The organism is Paenibacillus dendrobii (assembly GCF_009807035.1).
Lineage (GTDB): Bacteria > Bacillota > Bacilli > Paenibacillales > Paenibacillaceae > Paenibacillus_AQ > Paenibacillus_AQ dendrobii.
In genome coordinates, this window is record NZ_WUBI01000001.1 from 823,651 (window position 1) to 843,340 (window position 19,690).

The 19,690-nt window shown below is 47.6% G+C and carries 13 protein-coding genes; 2 read left to right on the forward strand and 11 right to left on the reverse strand.

What is annotated here, in order from left to right; translation table 11 throughout:
- Position 1: 1 nt before the first annotated feature.
- Both GRF59_RS03470 and GRF59_RS03475 read right to left on the reverse strand, forming a co-directional pair.
- Complete coding sequence (locus tag GRF59_RS03470; protein ID WP_160496258.1) at positions 2-1,801, reverse strand: cache domain-containing sensor histidine kinase; 1,800 nt, start codon at positions 1,799-1,801, stop codon at positions 2-4.
- 95 nt (positions 1,802-1,896) lie between these two features.
- The gene (locus GRF59_RS03475) at positions 1,897-2,754 is read right to left on the reverse strand and encodes an AraC family transcriptional regulator (RefSeq protein WP_160498099.1); all 858 of its coding nucleotides are present in this window, start codon (positions 2,752-2,754) and stop codon (positions 1,897-1,899) included.
- A 127-nt stretch (positions 2,755-2,881) separates the two neighbouring features.
- Between GRF59_RS03475 and GRF59_RS03480 the strand changes: the two genes are divergently transcribed.
- Entirely contained in the window at positions 2,882-4,420 is a 1,539-nt protein-coding gene (locus tag GRF59_RS03480) for a sulfatase family protein (protein WP_160496259.1), read from the forward strand.
- A 406-nt stretch (positions 4,421-4,826) separates the two neighbouring features.
- Here GRF59_RS03480 and GRF59_RS03485 read toward each other — a convergent pair whose 3' ends face one another.
- Positions 4,827-5,024 carry a hypothetical protein gene (locus tag GRF59_RS03485; protein ID WP_237391612.1) on the reverse strand — a complete coding sequence of 66 codons (198 nt, stop codon included), beginning with the start codon at positions 5,022-5,024 and terminating at the stop codon, positions 4,827-4,829.
- A gap of 304 nt (positions 5,025-5,328) precedes the next feature.
- Between GRF59_RS03485 and GRF59_RS03490 the strand changes: the two genes are divergently transcribed.
- On the forward strand, positions 5,329-7,950 hold the full coding sequence (locus GRF59_RS03490; protein ID WP_160496260.1) for a family 16 glycosylhydrolase: 2,622 nt from the start codon (positions 5,329-5,331) through the stop codon (positions 7,948-7,950).
- Between the two features lie 450 nt (positions 7,951-8,400).
- Here the strand turns inward: GRF59_RS03490 and GRF59_RS03495 are convergent, their stop codons facing one another.
- The 8 genes from GRF59_RS03495 to GRF59_RS03530 all read right to left on the reverse strand — a co-directional run bounded on the left by GRF59_RS03495 (position 8,401) and on the right by GRF59_RS03530 (position 19,677).
- On the reverse strand, positions 8,401-9,630 hold the full coding sequence (locus tag GRF59_RS03495; RefSeq protein ID WP_160496261.1) for an alpha-L-fucosidase: 1,230 nt from the start codon (positions 9,628-9,630) through the stop codon (positions 8,401-8,403).
- A gap of 83 nt (positions 9,631-9,713) precedes the next feature.
- The gene (locus tag GRF59_RS03500; protein WP_160496262.1) at positions 9,714-11,447 is read right to left on the reverse strand and encodes an ABC transporter substrate-binding protein; all 1,734 of its coding nucleotides are present in this window, start codon (positions 11,445-11,447) and stop codon (positions 9,714-9,716) included.
- A 127-nt stretch (positions 11,448-11,574) separates the two neighbouring features.
- A complete protein-coding gene (locus GRF59_RS03505) occupies positions 11,575-12,474 on the reverse strand; it encodes a carbohydrate ABC transporter permease (RefSeq protein ID WP_160496263.1) in 900 nt (299 codons plus the stop codon).
- 58 nt (positions 12,475-12,532) lie between these two features.
- On the reverse strand, positions 12,533-13,528 hold the full coding sequence (locus tag GRF59_RS03510) for an ABC transporter permease (RefSeq protein WP_160496264.1): 996 nt from the start codon (positions 13,526-13,528) through the stop codon (positions 12,533-12,535).
- A 259-nt stretch (positions 13,529-13,787) separates the two neighbouring features.
- Complete coding sequence (locus tag GRF59_RS03515) at positions 13,788-16,016, reverse strand: helix-turn-helix domain-containing protein (RefSeq protein WP_160496265.1); 2,229 nt, start codon at positions 16,014-16,016, stop codon at positions 13,788-13,790.
- Between the two features lie 392 nt (positions 16,017-16,408).
- Entirely contained in the window at positions 16,409-17,638 is a 1,230-nt protein-coding gene (locus GRF59_RS03520) for an MFS transporter (protein ID WP_237391613.1), read from the reverse strand.
- 259 nt (positions 17,639-17,897) lie between these two features.
- Complete coding sequence (locus GRF59_RS03525) at positions 17,898-18,419, reverse strand: GNAT family N-acetyltransferase (RefSeq protein ID WP_160496266.1); 522 nt, start codon at positions 18,417-18,419, stop codon at positions 17,898-17,900.
- Between the two features lie 49 nt (positions 18,420-18,468).
- On the reverse strand, positions 18,469-19,677 hold the full coding sequence (locus GRF59_RS03530) for an MFS transporter (RefSeq protein ID WP_160496267.1): 1,209 nt from the start codon (positions 19,675-19,677) through the stop codon (positions 18,469-18,471).
- Positions 19,678-19,690 lie beyond the last annotated feature (13 nt).

Consider the following 19,690-nt stretch of genomic DNA (forward strand, 5'->3'; position numbering starts at 1 on the left):
ATTAGATCACCTCCTGATCAGATTCTTCCGCCCTTTGTAATTTCGGGAAGCGGATCTCTACCTTCGTGTACAGTCCCTGCTCACTGTAAAGCTTCAAGCCATTAGGATCGCCAAACATTCGAACAATCCGTTCATGCGTATTGCGTACACCCATGCTGGAGAAACGTGAAGGAGTTTCTTCTGTGCCCGCCGTCCCCAACAGTGCATCCATTTGTTCCCGCGTCATGCCCTTGCCGTTGTCCGTTACTTCGATTCTGAGATCATGAGCCTCCTCATAGACACGAATCAGCACATAGCCCCCATGCCCGGAAGGACCGATTCCGTGCATGATCGCATTCTCGACGAGGGGTTGCAGCATCAGCTTCAACACCCTGCATTCCAGCAAGGCGTCGTCTTCGATTTCCGTATGTACTTGAATGGGTTCCATATACTTGTATTTCACGATGGAAATATAGCTGAACACGTAGTCCAGTTCTTCCCGCACCGTAATAAATTCGTTGGAATTCCCCAGTAAGCCCCGCATGAGCTCGATTAATGAGCCCGACACCTCTTCGATATTGGGCACCCCGTTCAGCTTAGCCATATATTTGATGGTGTTGAGCGAATTGTATAGAAAATGCGGACGGATTTGAGCCTGCAGCGCGGTTAGCTCCGCCTCCCTTTTCTTCTTCTCGCTAATCCGTATCCCTTCGAGCAGCCGCTTCAATTCTTCCACCATGCTGATAAAGACGCGATACAACTGACCAATCTCGTCCTTGGCCGTAATCTCCAGCTTCGGAAAAGATAAATTTCCGTCCTTGACCTGCATCATCATGGATCTGAGCCTCCGAATATTGAGCGTGGTACGGGACGAAACCTGATGGGAACCAATCAGAACGACGATAAAGACGATGATCGACACCTCAGCCATCAAATTGCGGATTCGGGTGGATTCGCTGAGCAGCGAATCAAGCGGAATCAACGCCAGTGTGGTCCAGCCTGTATAGTCGGATAGGCGGCTGACTACGATGTAGGATTTTCCGTTGATTTTTTGTTCCACCGCATTGCCTTGTCCTGCCAGTTTTTGTTTCAATTGGACTACCGTTTCCATGGAGGGTGTAAAAGAGGTGGGTGTCGATTCGGGTTGATAGACATACCCGTTCTGTTCGTCAAGAACATATAACATGCTATCCGCTGTCGGTTTTACCCCGTAAGTTTTTTTAATGAAATCGTAGTCCAAATCGACCATGACGATGCCAACAGTCTCGCGGTTGTAACGAATTTCACGCCCGACGGTAATGGCATCCGCTGTTCCCTCCGGTTTGAAATAGGCATGGCGCGATCCATTGAGCAGCATATAATTGAGCATGGGTGTTCCCAGAACAGTACGGTCCAGCCATGGACCTCCAGTGAAGAATACTTTCCCGTTCAAGCCGACAACGGCAATCCGTGAAATATAAGGCTTATAGTTGACTAGACCCGATAGAAATTCCGAAATCCGTTTTTGTTCCTGGAACCACTCATAGCTGATTTCTTCATTCGGGCTCATGATCGTATCGATCACCGTATTTTTATTGGTCACGACCACCGTGTTTAATCGGTCAATCTCCTCCAGCATAATATTAAAAGACTCATCCGCCTGCCTTATACTGTCGGATACTGAAGTGACCGCATTATGCTTGATTGTCTCACGCATATTCACATAGACGATGCCGGTAACAGAGACGATGGATAGAAGCGTTATCAGACCGAATGCGGCAAAAATCTTTCCCTGGAAGCTCCATTGAAGTGAGAACCAGCGTCGAAGGAACATAAGTTTCATAGAGTGTTCTCCTCATATAAGAATTTCTTGAATCTACTGATCGATCATCCGTAATAGGATTTTGCAAACGCTTCCCAGAATGGGATTTAGACAAACTATTCCCTTTTTGCTTTCCGGATGGCCAGCGGAGATACATGATAATAGATTTTAAAGGCTCTGGTGAACGAATATAAGTTGGGATATCCGAGAGAAAGTGCGATCTCGGTTACCGTTGCGTCCGTCTCCTGCAGCAGTTTTTTGGCCTTGTCCATGCGGATTTTCTGAATGTACTTGAGCGGAGGCATTCCTACCTCATGGGCAAACATGTTGGAGAAATAAGAGCGATGCACGCCCGCAAAAGCAGCTACTTGCTGCACGGATATCCCTTCCGTGGCATGAAGCTCCATAAAATCCAAGCAATCATGAATCCACCCGGAAGGTTCTGCCGATGGGGAAACAGCCGTATCGGGGATAAGGCCGGACAATAGCTTGAAGATAAGTCCTTGCAGCTCCAGCGTGGCAGCCGGCTTCCATCGTTCCTCCCCCGCCAGCGCATCAATCACATGTTCGACCGATTCCTCGACACGGGAGGAAACTGCTTTTTGCCGAAACGGACTGCCCGAAGTCAGCCCAGCCAATTCCAATAAGGGCTTGACCCTTTCGCCATCCAGCGCAAGCCAGCTCATCCGGAGCGGTGAAACCGATGGGAGTATGTAATAGTAATAGGTTCGACCCGGAAACAGACAAAATAAATCACCTTGCTTCAAGTCCATCCATTTGCCATCGAATTCAAACCGGATCATCCCTTCGTATACAAAGTGGAGACTGTAACATTCAATCCTTTTGGGCCCTACTTTATAGTTGGGCTTGGCCAAGCTTCTACCTCCCCGAACCGGCCATATGCGTCCCTCTTTATCCAGCTCCCCGGGCGTATAGTAAATAAAATCCGCAAACTCGTAATCATATTCCTGCAGCATTCCTCACCCTCCGCTTATTCGATTATTTCTATTCACACACAACAAAATGACAACTCATATATAACAGGAAGCTATTTTAAAATAGTTATATATTCAATAGTATTATAAAAGGAGGGGATTAACATTGTCGAGTAAACCTAACATTTTGCTAATTACGAGCGATCAACAGCATTGGAATACGATCGGAGCCTTTCAATCTGAAATTTCTACCCCGAATCTGGACCGCCTGGTTCATCAGGGGACAACTTTCAACCGGGCTTATTGCCCAAATCCGACCTGTACGCCGAGTCGGGCTTCCATCATTACGGGCATGTATCCAAGTCAACATGGCGCTTGGACATTGGGTACGCAGCTCTTGGAAGACCGCCATACCGTGGGCCAGGACTTTAAGAATGCCGGATATAAGACTGCGCTGGTGGGAAAAGCCCATTTTCAGCCCTTGAAGTCCACCGAGGAGTACCCGTCAGTCGAAGCCTATCCGATTCTTCAGGATTTGGAATATTGGCGGAATTTCCAAGGTCCCTTTTACGGATTCGACGACGTCGAACTTGCGCGTAACCATACAAACGAAGCCCATGTAGGGCAGCATTACGCATTATGGCTTGAAAAACAAGGCTGTGACAATTGGCGGGATTATTTTCTGCCGCCGACGGGAACGATGGACCCTTCGATTACGTACAAGTGGCCCATTCCGGAAAAATATCATTACAACGCTTGGATCGCGGACCGAACGAACTCCCGCTTGGAAGAATATAAAAATTCCGGCGACAATTTCTTTTTATGGGCCAGCTTTTTCGATCCCCATCCAGAGTATTTGGTTCCGGAGCCATGGGACACGATGTATGATCCGGACCAACTGACGATTCCATCCCTCGTACCCGGAGAGCATGATCGTAATCCCCCTCATTTTGGGCTGACACAGGAAGAGAACCCGGATTTCTCGCACCTGATGGAGACTGGGTTTGGCATACACGGCTACCGTTCCCATCACTACTACGAATATGGCGACAAATTCCGTTTATCGGATCATGACAAAAAGAAGCTGGTCGCCGTCTATTACGGCATGATCAGCCTAATGGACAAATATATCGGCCGAATCCTCGACAAACTCGATGAACTCGGACTGGCCGAGGACACCATCATCGTCTTCACGACGGATCACGGTCACTTCTTCGGTCAGCATGGCCTGCAAGCCAAGGGAGGATTTCACTACGAGGATCTGATCAAACTTCCTTTCATTGTCCGTTATCCGGGGCGGGTGCCGGCAGGCAGACAATCGGATGCCATCCAGTCATTGGTCGATCTTGCGCCCACCTTCTTGTCCTTCTGTGGCATTCCGGTTCCGCCCGCCATGACAGGCGTCGATCAAAAGGAGGTGTGGCTCGGTACCAAAGATGCGGCAAGACAGCACGTCATATGCGAATTCCGGCATGAACCGACGACCATTCACCAGAAAACATACGTGGATAAGCGCTACAAAATCACCGTCTATTACAATCAAACCTATGGTGAGATTTTCGATCTTTACAACGACCCTGACGAACTCCGCAATCTTTGGAGCGAACCGGAGTATGAAAAGCTAAAGACGGAGCTGCTGCTCAAATACGTATGGGCCGAACTTGGCAAAGAACCGCTGCCCATGCCTAGAATACATCACGCTTAAAGATGAACCTTTACCTGTAGATATCCGTTTATGAAACGTGAACTTAAGAATGCTATACAGATTTAAGATGAATTATCAGCCAAAAATGTAAACCATGACAGCGAATCATCAAACAGAGACAGTCCTGGACATCAAGTGTCCTATATGGCTGCCTCTGTTTGAGTTAAATATATTCATGACTATAAGTTCATTCTAACCGGTCGCTAGACGAGACTCGGATTCCCACAAAAAATCGATCTTAAAGAACAGATAATCCGGCTCCAAGGAAATGCACCTTCCAAGTTCTCCAGCTGATCCCTTGGTTAGGAACCGAGATTCCTCTCTTCATGCTATGTACATTCCTCTGAAACTGAACCTTGTCAGGTCTTCTGCGTAATCCACCAGGTTCACTCGATTGATCTACTGTTTAGCTCGCATATTTAAAAGTGCATGCTTCACGCACATAGAACTCATCGCCGATTTTCACGACATAACTTGTAATTTGTACAATCTTTCCACTTCCGATCATCTCCTGGCCCATAAAAACAGCTACCGGTGTTCCCTCAAGCATTGCGGTATGAAAATGAATCGGTGAAGTTAGTGGCTTCATAAATCTTCTGCTCATCGCGTTTCACCTCTCCCCGAAATTTTACCATATTTCATTCGGAAATGGGGACTGACGAGGCATGTGATCATAGTCATTCCCATCATGCGCTGGTCTTCTACCGATTGTTGTGACGGTTGTCCGAGAAATGTTACTTTCATAAGTTCATTTGATATAAATCCGAAAAAATGAGACAAAACCCAAAAAATAGCGCCTATTCATCCGAATAAGGTATTCGATAGAATGAAGATACTTCCTTTCGTAAGCGCTTTCTTATTATGCTGCTAAAGCTGGGGAGAACCAATATTTTTCAGGGAGGGAAAAAATGAAGCCATTCTTTACGACGAAAAGGTTGGTTAGGAAAAAGACATGGAGTTTGTTGCTGGTGCTCTTGATGCTGACGGGTACCTGCCTCTGGCCAACTGTGAAGGTACAGGCGGCAGCTGGAACCACCATCTCCTCGATGTCATATTTTTCGGCTGCAGACGGACCTGTCATCACGAAATCAGGGGTAGGCCAAGCCAGTTACGGGTTTGTGATGCCTATTTTCAACGGGGGCTCTGCCACCTGGAATGATGTTGCCCAAGATTTGGGCGTCAATGTAAAAGTAAACGGCAACTGGGTCGATATCGACAGCGTCGGCAGCTTTGTCTATAACCAGAACTGGGGTCACTGGAATGACGGCGGTTTTACAGGCTATTGGTTCACGCTCTCTGCAACAACCGAGATTCAGCTGTACTCCAAGACGAATGGGGTCAAACTGGAATACCAGCTTGTTTTTCAAAACATCAACAAAACAACCATCACGGCGATGACGCCAACGCAAGGTCCACAAATTACAGCAAGTTTTACAGGAGGTGCCGGCTTCACCTATCCTACTTTCAACAATAACCCGGCCATCCCCTATGCAGCTGTTGCTGATGATTTGAAGGTGTATGTGAAACCTGTTAATACAAACAATTGGATCGATATCGACAACAATGCGGCAAGCGGCTGGATCTATGATCAAAATTTCGGCCAATTCACCGATGGCGGCGGTGGCTATTGGTTTAACGTAACCGAATCGATCAACGTCAAACTACAATCGAAGACATCTCCGGCCAACATCGTGTATACCATTAACTTTGATACGCCCGCAAGAAATTCATATGTTCTGACGCCTTATGATGGAACGACTTATACAGCCAATGAGAGCGGCGCCATCGGCATCCCGCTTCCGAAGATTGACGGCGGTGCGCCGATTGGATCAGAGCTTGGAAATTTCATATACCAGATTAAGATCAACGGCAATTGGGTGGATTTGGACAACTCCGGCCTGAGTGGATTCATGTATTCGGCGAACGGCTACAATAACATGTCCGACGCCAATCAATGGGGATATTGGTCCGATTATATCTATGGGCTGTGGTTCCAGCCGATTCAAGAGGATATGCAGATCCGCATCGGTTATCCGCTGAATGGGCAAGCCGGCGGTAATGTCGGCAGCAATTTCGTCACTTATACCTTCATCGGCAACCCGAATGCTCCCCGTCCGGATGTCGGCGACCAGGAGGATATTCCGCTTGGAACGCCGAGCGATCCTTCCATTAACGGCATGAATCTCATATGGCAGGATGAATTTAACGGAACGCAGCTCGACCAAAACAAATGGAGCTATGAACAAGGATATTATCTTAATGACGATCCCAATACATGGGGTTGGGGCAATGCGGAACTCGAGTACTACACCGATCATGCGCAAAATGTGTTTGTGCAGGATGGAAAGCTAAATATCAAAGCCTTGAACGAGCCCAAATCGTTCCCGCAAGATCCGAATCGATATGCCCAGTACTCCTCCGGCAAAATCAATACCAAAGATCATTTTTCGCTCAAATACGGACGGGTGGACTTCCGTGCCAAGCTGCCTACAGGCAATGGAATCTGGCCGGCGCTCTGGATGCTGCCGAAAGATAATGTATACGGCGTCTGGGCCTCTTCCGGCGAAATCGACGTCATGGAGGCCAGAGGACGTTTGCCTGGCTCGGTCAGCGGTACCGTTCATTTCGGCGGAACCTGGCCAGCGAACCATTATCTTTCGGGCGAGTATCACTTCCCTCAAGGACAAACGATCGCAAACGACTATCATGTATACTCGGTCGTCTGGGAAGAGGACAACATCAAATGGTATGTGGACGGCAAGTTCTTCTTTAAAGTGACCCGGGATCAATGGTATTCCGCGACAGCACCGAACAATCCGAACGCGCCTTTCGACCAGGCGTTCTACCTCATCATGAATCTGGCGGTCGGCGGGAACTTCGACGGCGGCCGGACTCCGGATGCGGCCGATATCCCTGCAACCATGCAAGTGGATTATGTTCGTGTCTATAAAGAAGGAAACGGCCAGAATCCCGGCAACATACCGGTTACCGGCGTTACGGTGAATCCAGCCGCCGCACAGCTGGAGGTCGGCCAAACCACGCAATTGAATGCCAGCGTCGCGCCATCCAATGCAACGAATACTCAGGTAACATGGTCCGCTGCCAATAGCGGAGTCGCTTCGGTAAGCCAGAGTGGCCTCGTGACCGGGCTTACGCCGGGCACAACCACCGTCACGGCAACGACCGCCGACGGCAACAAAACATCCAGCGCCACGATCACCGTCGTACCTCCTCCTTCCACCGTGATCGTCATTGGCGATGAGGTAAAGGGATTGAAGAAAACCGGGGATGATCTGTTGTTCTACGTCAATGGCGCAACCTTTGCCGATTTGCATTATAAAGTCAATAACGGTGTGCAATTGAACGTAGCCATGACCCCTGCGGCGAACGGTAATTATACCTACCCTGTCCATAACGTGAAACAAGGGGATACCATCGAGTATTTCTTCACCTATAACCCTGGGCAAGGGGCACTGGATACCCCTTGGCAGACATACGTTCATGGAGTAACTCAAGGGAAGGCGGAATAAAACCGGACAGGTCATATAGAACGCTCGGTGTGCAAGAAAGATACAATAAGGGCTCCTTCAGACATGAAGGAACCCTTATTTTCACATTATCATAGCTCTTATTAACCAATCATCTATTCCAGTTCAACATAACGATCTATAGCTCGCATAGCTATCGTAGCTCTGTTGTCAGATCACCCTCCCCCGCTCCCTGCATTGGTCAATCTGTCTCAAGAAACTCACCGTTGGACGTAAAAACCAAGGAGCTAAGCAATAATCGGCTGCTTAGATCCTTGGTCTTCGTAAATCATCTTATTTTCTGTCGTTAGGAACTCGGACAAACCAAATGGTTTCTTTGCCGATGATATTTAATGACTTTGGGATATCCCTTGTTGTAACACATGAAAAAAGAAGAACGGCCCAGATTCTCCTTAGTAGGAAAATAGGCTATACCATTTATTGGCGGCATGCTCATTCCACGAGATATGCAGCCAAACTGCGGATCAAGGGCTTCTCCACGGAGGAAAGGAAAGTTACGCGCAATTGATCGGTTTCGATAGTCTCAAACCGATCAATTTTTTTATGCCCGATCGCACTTCCCCGTACAAGCTCTTTCCAATCACCTTCGCTGTAAGCTTCAAGAACATACTCGCGAATACGCTCCCCTTGGGCGATATCCTCCATCATAACCACGTGATTCACTGGCTGAATGCGCTCCAAGGTCAGCTGCAGTTCGTTTCCTTCTCCATTCGTTTGTCCCATAGAATGTCCGAATCTGCGGCGGATCTCATCACCAAGTTCGATGACGCGTGTCACATCCACATCAGGCAGCAGCCCGCGGTTGTCCGGGGATACATTCAAGAGCAACGTAGCGCCATGTCCAACCGAACGGTAATAGAGCTCCACCACTTCCTCCAGGCTTCTTAAGCTCGCCTCATCGTCAGGATGCCAGAACCAGTGACGTTTGCGTATCGGAACATCGCATTCGGCAGGTACCCAGGCTGGAGTTCCTTCCATCCAAGTCAGCATATCACTGGTGAACATGCTCTCCCTCGCCGTGGTTGCCGTATTCCAGCAAGGATAAGGAGCAACGCCGTCTTCATTCCCTACCCAGCGGATCGTCGGACGTCCCATATTGAAGACCATTGCGTCCGGCTGATATTTGTCCACCAGGCCGATGATTCGGGGCCAATCATATGCTCTGCCTTGGGAACCAGCCCCATCGAACCATATCTCAACAAGCGGTCCATACCCGGTCAGAAGCTCGGTTAACTGCTCGGCGTAAAAATCGTCGTAAGCCTCTTTATTCGGATAGCAAGGTTCATGCCGATCCCATGGGGACAGATACAATCCGAACTTAAGCCCTTCCTCCCTGCAGGCATCGGCAACTTCCCGGACGACGTCCCCTTTGCCGTCTTTCCATGGACTGGACATCACGGAGTAATCGGTCGTTCGCGTCGGCCACAGACAGAAGCCGTCATGATGCTTTGCGGTCAATACCAGATACTTAAATCCGGCGCGTTTCGCCGTCCTAGCCCATTGCCGGGCATCAAACTGTTCCGGATGAAAGAGCTCCGGGGAATCCGTTCCCTCTCCCCATTCCTGATCGCAATATGTGTTCATGCCAAAATGGCAAAACATGCCCAATTCCATTTCCTGCCATGCCAGCTGTTGCGGCGATGGTTTTGCAAGTTCATTCATTGAAAAATACACCTGCTTTCCACGGGGTTAAATGATCATCCCCTGCACAAGTAATGTTCTTGCGCAGGGGAATGGAATTTTCGTTATTTTTTGGCATCCAATGCCTTTTGATAGATTTCCAGGTACTGGCTCAGCTGCATTCCGTCCAGCCCTTTCACATAGGAGTCCCATTCTTTATTGATGTCTTTGGAGCCCGTAATAAACTGGGCCATATTGGATTTTACGTAGCCAACAAGCGTCGTCTTGATTTGTGCTGCGATCTCAGCGTCTTCAAGCGCAATGAACAGCCCGTTTGGATATTGCTCCTTGGAGTGATACGGTTCGTACTCTTTGGAAACCTGATTCAGGCGGGTACCGTATCCATCGGGAGCGAGCGGATCCTGAGGAGATGTCCAGGATGCGCGGTAAGCATAGGTTCTGAGTGATGGTCCGATCTGCTCCCATCCATCGTTATGCGTCGGCTTCTTCTCCGTTGCGGGAATGGCCGTATATTTGGCCTGCTCTCCATTCATATCCATTTCTCCAGGATTGGCCTTCCGCCACGCTGGGCCTTCGGGACCGTTTTCCTCCAACAGGATTGCTTCTTCCGTATATAGATAATCCGCCAAACGGATGGCTGCAATCTGCTGTTCTTTCGTGGCTTTGTTCGTGATCGCAAACTGCGAGTTTCCGATTCCCGCAAAATTCAGCGTTTGCTGCACGCCATTCGGCCCTTTCAGCGGCGGCACGGCAACGTAGTCCTTATGGCGCGGAGCCTTATCATCCATGCTGTAAGCATAACTGATCAATGCAGTCGAAAGCGTGCCCATGATGTTGTCCGGTTCACGGTTGGCCATTTGCTGAACAGCATCGGCATTTTGTGTGAAGGCTGCCGGATCAATTAATCCCTCTTTGTACAATTTGTTCAAATAAATGAGGCCTTGTTTCCATTCTTCCTTATTGGCCGTAAAGTCGACTTTGCCATCAACATCGCGGAGGAACGTCCCCGAATCTTTATCCACGTAGTCATCAAGGATGAATGAGTTCATCAGGAAGGCGGACACGTTGCCAGCCCACATTTCGTCCGAACCCGTAAGCGGGATTTCATCCTTTTTGCCGTTTCCATTCGGATCATTCTCTTTGAACGCCTTCAGAACATTATAAAATTCGTCGGTTGTCGTTGGAACTTGCAGACCTAATTTATCGAGCCATTTTTTATTGATCCACATTTTGAGCGCATTGTCGCAATGATAGCATTCATTGACCTGCGGCAAAGCGTAGATGTTACCGTCTGGAGCTGTAATCGATGCTTTCATATAAGAGATATCCTGCATGGCTTTCTTAATATTGGGAGCATATTGTTCTATCAAATCATTCAGCGGGATAAAAACGCCCTGCTGCCCATACTTCATCTGCTCTTCCTTGGTCAAGCCTCCGTGGAGAATGACTTCAGGATAATCGCCGCTGGCCAGCATCAATTGCTTCCGGTCATTCAAAGCGTTATCCGGTACCAGGTCCCAAGCGATCTTGATATTCGTCTTGTCTTCAAGATATTTGGTAAATAAGTTCGTATCCATGTTTTCAATCGTCGCGAACTGAGGCGCAAACATTTTGATGGTCATCGGCTTCGACACGATCGGATACGATCCTACGGGCGTAAACAGATCATCATCTGCAGCCTTGTTGTCTGTCTTTTCAGCAGTCTGGTTGCTTGCCTGATCACCGGAAGAATTTGGATCGGCTGATTTGCCTCCTCCGCAGGCGCTCAGAAGCAGCATGCAAATCATCACACAGCTGATCGTGCCTAGCCAAGTTTTTTTCTTAAAGCTTTTTTCCATCGAACATTTCCCCCATTCATCATCAGAATTCCGGGCGATGAGCCCCTTTCCTTTGCCACCACGAACTTCAATTGTATCTGAATAACGGGCGGCATCACCTCCTTCAAGCTGTTATTGCTTTTTCATGTCAGCCTTTCAGCGAACCGATCATGACACCTTTGACGAAATGTTTCTGCACAAAAGGATAAATGATGAGCACCGGCGCGCTGGCGACGACAATCAGCGAATATTTCAGCAAATCCTTAAGCCCCTGCTGCGCCTGCACCTGGCTCACATTCGCCATCATGGATGCATCGACCGTGTTCAGAATGAGTATATTGCGGAGAATGATTTGAAGCGGGAACAAGTCCGGTTTTCGCAAAAAGATCAGTGCATCAAAGTAAGCGTTCCAGTGGCCGACGGCGTACATCAACGTCATGACCGCAATGATCGGTTTGGAAAGCGGCAGGACGATGCTGAAGATGAACCGGATATCGCTGCATCCATCCAGCTCCGCGGCTTCCGCCAATTCGTCGGGAATCGTGGTTTGGAAAAAAGTTCTTGCAACGATCACTTGAAATACTCCCATCGCTCCCGGCAGAATCATGGCCCAGCGCGTATCCAGCAGATGGAGATCTTTAACGACGAGATAATAAGGAATCAGCCCCCCGTCAAACATCATGGTGATCACGAGCATAACCATAAAAAAATGGCGGCCGTAAAGTGTCTTCTTGGACAGCGGGTATGCAAGCATGATCGTTAAAGCTACATTAACGGCTGTGCCGACGACGGTGTAGAAGAGGGAATTCAAATAACCGACGCCGATTTGCGGATTATGAAACACCGCCTTATAGCCATCCAACGTGAAATCCACAGGAAAAAGCCAAACTTTGCCGGATACGACGGCTTGGGGCGAACTGACGGATGAGCTTAAGATGTAAATCAGCGGCACCGCCACAATAACCAGGACCAGTGACAAAAACAGATAGATGAAGAAAACAAACAGGCGATCGCCTTTCGATTCACGTATAGCGGTTCCTTTGGACATAAGATCTCCTCTCTTTCCAGGTTCGTTTGTTTATATTTGTTCGCGAAGCGGGACATGGCTACCACAAGCTATTGCTGGACAGCTTTCTGGCAATGTAATTGACGGACACCAGCAGGATCAGGTTGATGACCGAGTTGAAGAGCCCGATCGCCGCCGAGAAGCTGAAGCTGGACCCGAGCAAACCAACCTTATAGACGTAAGTGGATATGACTTCCGAAGTGCTTAGATTAAGCGGATTTTGCATCAGATATATTTTTTCGAAGCCTAATTTCATGATGTTGCCCAGGTTGAGAATCAGCATGATGACCGACACGGGGATGAGGCTTGGAATATCGATATTCAGAATCTTTTGGATGCGGGATGCTCCGTCCACCTTAGCCGATTCATACAGCTCCGGGTTGACGCCGGAAAGCGCCGCAATGTAGATAATCGCACCATATCCCGTAAACTGCCAAACGTCGGACCATACATAGATGGATTTAAACAGGCCTGGAATGCCCATGAAATTCGTATTGCTCACACCGATCATCTCGAAAAATTTACTGACCATCCCTACATTTGGTGTCAGGTTGACGATAATGATCGATACCATAATGACCGTAGAAATAAAATAAGGGGCATACGATACCATCTGCACGCTCTTTTTGAAAAGACCATTGCGAATCTCGTTCAACGCCAGTGCCAATAAAATAGGGGCAGGAAAGCCTATGATCAAACCGTAAAAACTGATGCCGAGCGTGTTTTTGATGTAGAGCCAGAAATTCGGCGACTCGAAGAACTGGTGAAAATACTTCAGCCCTGCCCAGTCGCTGCCCCAGATACCTTTAATGACCTTATAATTTTTGAATGCGATTACAATTCCGGCCATCGGTATATATTTGAAAATAATCAAATAAAGGACGGGCAGCAGCAGAACAAGATACAACTGCCAATGCCGCTTTATTTTTTTTCCTGTCGTTCTTCCCGTACTCCGGTCCGGCGGCGCTTTCGAGGACACGGGATTTCTTGGAGTCAGGCTTGGCTCGGTTTGAAGCTTGGAGATCAGTCTTGGCATGTTGGTTAACTCCTTCCGTTCATTCATAACTTTCGGGTGCTTGTAATGTAAGCCGATTGTAAACGACACCTTCCTCCAACAACAAGAAACAAAAATAATAAGGTAAACCATTTTCGCCTTGGCGCCATAGAATCAACGTATCAGCGCTCGCCCGGGTAGGCCGGGACCGTATTGAACGCAGGGTCAGATCCAATTAAAAAAGCAGCGATACGCGATCGCTGCCTTAACCATTTTCTACTGCTGAATCATTTTCACCCGGTTAATTTGCCTTCTGTTCCGTGCGGTATTCGCCCGGGGCAGCCCCTGTCGTTCTCTTGAATACGCGCGTAAACGAAATAGCATGAGCGTATCCGACCCGTTCTGCAACCTCCTGCACGGAATAATTCGTTTCTGTCAGCAGACGCTTCGCTTCCTTCATTCGGATATCGATTAAGAAATCAACAAACCTTTGGCCGGTGTTTTCTTTAAATAATTTGCTTACATACTTGGCGTTGAGATGGAACCGGTCCCCCAGCATCTCGAGCGACAAATCCGGATTGGCGTAATCCCTCTCAATCAGCCTGCATATGTCTCTGATGATACTTGAGTACTGCTTTTCATCCTGAAGCTGCTTCATCATTTCATATTGATCCGTAAGCACCTGCTTGGTTTCATGTCTCAATTGTTCCAAGGAATAAGAATTGTCCACCTTTACTGTCAGCTTCGGCAAACCTTCCTGCACCCATCTGTTGTAAATTTCCTTGCCTATACCTGACATTTCGCGGCCTATATAATAGATCAAGTAATTCATCAGGCTAAATATTTCGTCATTGGTCAGAAAGCTACTCTTTAGCTGTTCAAACCATTTTTCGTAATCATCGCTCCAATGCTCCTTAAGCATCCGGAAAGATTGTATGATCGAACGGATTTCTCCCAGATGCGTATATACTTCGGCGATACCCTGGCTCGAAATATCCTCGCTTTGGATCAATCGGTTCTCGCCTAGCACAATTTTATATTTTAGAGCTTCCATCGCTCCTTTATACGACTTCGGAATATCGCCAAGCTGATCCGTGGACCCGCCCGCGCCAACCGTAATCGTAAACTTCAAATTTTGATGGGTCCATGTGATGATGTGTTCGGCAAAACGGAGCAGCATCGTGTTTTCGAAACGATCATGATCTCGTTCTTCGAACAGCATGAGCGACAGGTTGGGGGAAGATGTCCATTCCGACCATAGCCGGCAATCCCATTTCGAAGCAATCTCATCCACGACGGTCCGCAGGGTAAACTTCAACAAATCCTGATCGACCTTGGAATAATTTTTACAGAAGTCGCCATACTTATCGATTTCAATGATGAGGATGCGAAACTGATCCAGCGGTTGCGGCAAGTTCAATCGATCGGCTTCCGATTTCCATTCCGAAACGGTCAGAGACGAGTCCCCCTCGATCAACTGGCGGAACATATACCGGGTTCGAACATGGAGATCCTCCCGGTACTTCTCTTGATACTGCTTGGATTGTTCTAAAATCTGGTCAAAGGCGGATTCAATGAAAGCAAATTCATCCGGTTTCCCCTTCCACCAACCTCCGCCGACCACCGGAAGCGAGTAGCTGCTGAACCTGGCGGCAATCGCCTCAATCGGCTTGGAATTACGTCTGGAAACATAAATCATCCAGATGAATCCGATGGCAATCATGACCAGACCGACGATAAACCACAGGTTATAAAGATAAGAGACAGCGCTTACAAAACTGCTGTTCAACAAACCGCTGTCATATTTCCAATTGGTGTAGCCTGAGACATATTGGGAATATACTTGGGACGGCTGAACATCCATGGAGGTGCCGAACAAATGCCCTCCCGAAGCATCCTTGACCTGGATGAAGCTGACTTTGGAATCCAACATATCTCGGGTAAGTTTGTTCAAGGAATCCGCAGCCACATTGACTACAATCATGCCAAGGTCATTCTTCATATAAGGCGACCCTCTAACCAGGCTGACGACCTGTTTGCTGCCTTTCATTTTAAATTGTTCAAAAGTCCTTACGCCTGTCCATTTCGGCGTTTTCGATATCTGATATTCCTCGATGAAATTCTGGTCCGGGTATGAGCTTATGTATCCATTCGTAGCGTCGCTGAGCACATAGCCGTCTGAATTTCTCACCAGATAAATCGAATCGATCAAGGGATAATAATTAATGATTTCCTTGAGCTTCTGAACGGCTTGAATATTGATGTAGGGATCACTTGTCAGCGATGATACGAAAAAATCGTTCAAAGGCTTGCTGTTGATGCTTTCGAGGACGATCATATTGTCGATCACCTTCAGGGAGGTGTCTACCATGCGCATCGCTTGCAAGGAGAGCGTTTTATTGGCATTGAGTGCCTCCTGTCGACTCTGCTCGCTGAATAGCTGAAAGAAAACAAAAAATATAAACGTAATCACTATGACAAAAATGGGCATATAGGAGAGCAATAGACGTTTAAACCAGGATTTTTGCATGATCCACCCCCGTATTTTCTACCATGTTTGTAAGTCGCTTTTTAATCATAACCATTTTTATGTGAAAAAGGGATGGAAAATTGTCGTTTCCTCCCTGACTTTTTTTCGTTGTACTGTCTCAACCTGGGTGAAAATAGAACAAACATGAGTGTGAGCGCCCGGGCATCTAGCGGACACAACAACATCCGGCACAATCCTGGCAAGCGATCGATGTATGATTTATTCCATATAAAAAAACCGGCTTTCACAGATGAAAGCCGGTTTAATACTATACTAATTTCATGCTTTTTTGGTGTTGTTTCACGAATTTACGATGCCATGCAACGGCGACTTTTCTCATGTCAATCTTCAATCTGTATTATCACAGATTTCAAAATTCTATGGATAACTTATTATATTTCTTGTGCAGTATGTGCATGTTCCGGTGCTTTTTGGTTCATGATCGGCACCATGACCAGTGCGCCAAGGAGAAATAATAATCCCGCTCCGCCATAGATCGTGCTCAGCGAAAAGGCGTCCTTTAATGCGCCAGCAAAAGACATGGAAATAACCATCATGCCAACGAACATCGGATTCAAAACCCCATTTACCCGGCCGACAATGGAAGCATGCGACCATTTCAGTATCATCGTACTGATCCCGATATGAATGCAAGGGAAAACAAGCCCATTCAGAAATTGTACAGTCAGCGTGACCGGAACGCTCGTCGAATACCCGACGATGGCTGTGCAGACCGCGCCTGCCAGCATTCCTATGGCAAGAAGAAGCTGCGGCGGAACCCGCTTCGCGAAGACGGCCACAATCCCACCGCCGATCAGCATGGCTGCGCCATTCACCATCAGCAGATATTGCAGGAACTCCTCGCTTCTGCCCAGCCTCTCCGTTACGATGAACAGGTTAAGAGCTTGGGCCACGCCAACCGCGAGTCCCGCGAGTATAAATGCGAGTCCGAGCATGCGCAGCACTTGGCTTTTCCAAACATAGCGGAAGCCTTCGATGAAGTCTTTGCGGAACTGCCCTTTTACAACGACCGTTTGAGACTCCATATGATCCTCAGGCAAGCGAATAAGAACCAGAGCGGAAAGCAGGAAAACCACGCCCATTACAGCGATCGATGTTTCAAGGCCAAACGTACTGTAAACAAAGGTGCCAAGCATGGGGCCAAGCACCATGAAGATGGCCATCAACGATTGGAATAAAGCCATCCCTTGCTGCAGCTGTTCTTCAGGCACATGATATTTAAACAATCGCATGCTTGAAGGCTGCGAGAACTGCGAAAGTATAGCCGAGATGAATGCGACAAGGTAGACGGATTGCCAAGAACCGTAATGTATGGTCAGAAGCACTACGAATACCGAAACCGCGGATAATGAATCGCACCAAATCATCGTTCGCTTTGGCCGCCAGCGGTCGGCAAAGGTACCTCCGATGAACGAAAACACAAAAATAGGTGCGAATTCTGCCACGCTGATTAGAGAAATGGCGTACGGATCATTGTTTGTTCTGTCCGCAACATACAGAAGAATAGCGAAATTACGTACCCAGATACCGATCTGCAGAAGCACGCTTGATAATAAAATCGTCTGCAGGAATCGATTGCGAAGCAGGCCTGGTGCATTCATGCTTTTTTCGTGCCTACCCAAACTTTCAACCTCCATTTTGTTTAATAAAGATGCCATTCTTAGTAAAGATACGCCTCTCCTTTCTATACTTAATTATACGCAGCGTATCATCATTCACCTCCTTCTTAAGACTGAAATCATGGCGACGGGTCTCCCGGAACATCCTCCGCCGACAGAAGAGTTTATGCTTACGGGCCACCCCCATACGAAAAAAGGAAGCAACTGCCGCAGCAGTTACTCCCCTTATTTTCTTCATCGTTTACTTTTCAAAAAATTCTTTAGCATATTCTACAACGCCGTTGGCATCTGAAAGACCATCATCAATAAGCTCAATGGCCATAAAACTATCGTCAGAAACTTCGAACGGTGCTTTTATACCATATTGACTGGCTTTTTTGTAACCAAACTTCGGATAATACGTATCATGACCCAAAACAACGGAGCCCTTATAACCAAGCTGTGCCGCAATTTTGTGACCTTCCATAATCAGCATCTTCCCGATGCCCTTGTTTTGCATTTCCGGTAATACAGCTACAGGTGCAAGGGCAAGCAGCGTGTGATCACCGACTTTTATTTCTGTAAAGAGAATATGACCCACGATGCTGTCCACGGTTTCAGCTACAAGAGACAACTCCGGGATATATTTTGTCGAATTTCTAAGCCTTTTTACCAGATTATGCTCATCATGGTCCGAGTAATCAGCTTTATCAAATGCTTTTTGTACGATTTGGTATACTTCGTTCGCGTCTTCCCTTTTTTCTTGCCTAATGATAATATTCATTGGTTTACCCTCTCGTTATACATGCTTGTTCCATATGCAATGTTCACGATCATCGAAGTGACCTTGACTCAAGTTCATACTGTGTTTCTTTGGACTTGAAGGAGATGAAGAATCCTAACATTAATACGACACTTGCCATCACGTAAGGATAGTTCACATTCAAGTCAAACAGTGCTCCCGCAATAATTGGCCCCACAATGTTACCGAGACTGGTAAAGGCGGAATTAAGACCTGCAACATAGCCCTGCTGCTCGTTGGCGAACTTGGACATTTGGGTTCCAATGGCCGGTCGCAGAATGTCCATCGCGAGGAACAAAACAAAAGTAACTCCAACCATGAGCCAAAATGTATGCACCAGCAGCGTAAAAATAATAAAAAGAACAGACACTAAAATGCTGATTGTAATGATTTTTTTCTCTCCGAAACGGTTAATGATCCAGCCGAAGATCGTTACCTGCACAACAGCCCCGCAGATCGAACCGAACGTTATGATAAATGCGATATCCTTCGGGGTAAAACCGAATTTATGATCGACAAACAACCCAAACACCGTCTCAAAATTCGCTAGTCCAAAGGATGCGACGAATACAACAATTAAGCTGATAAAGTAAGGCGCCCGGTAAGAGGCAGCAAGCTGACGCAGCAGTCCGGCTTGTACAGGCTGTACTACACCAGTTTCCTTGGCCTGACCCTCCTTCTTCACTTCGCGCAAAAACAGTGCGGAAACCGCCATCGCAAGCAAACCTCCGACAGCGGCAGCGTAGAAAGGAACCCGTATGCCATATTCGGCAAGATAGCCACCGATTCCCGGCCCGATGATAAAGCCCGTGGTGATGGCTGCATTGATGAACCCCATCCCTTTGCCCCGTTCTTCTTCGCTTGTGACATCGGCCGTGTAAGCCATAACGGCAGGCATGACCAAGGCGGCACTCACTCCGCCGAGCATTCTAGCCAAAAACAAAAAAGGCAGCGTGCTGGAGGCGCCAAACATCCATTCCGAAATGGCAAAGAGCAGCAATCCGGTCAGAATGACCTTTTTGCGTCCAATCGAATCGGAAAGCCGTCCGGCGATCGGCGAGAAAATAAGTTGCGTGATCGAAAAGGCCGCAACCAGCAGTCCGAGTATGCTCCCATTTATATGAAGCAAGTTCATATAACTTGGCATAATCGGGATGATCAACCCGATCCCCGTAAATATAATGAAGTTGTTAAGCATGAGAAGCAGTATTGCTCCCCGGTTTCTAAGCAGCAGTGACATACAAGAAAGCCTC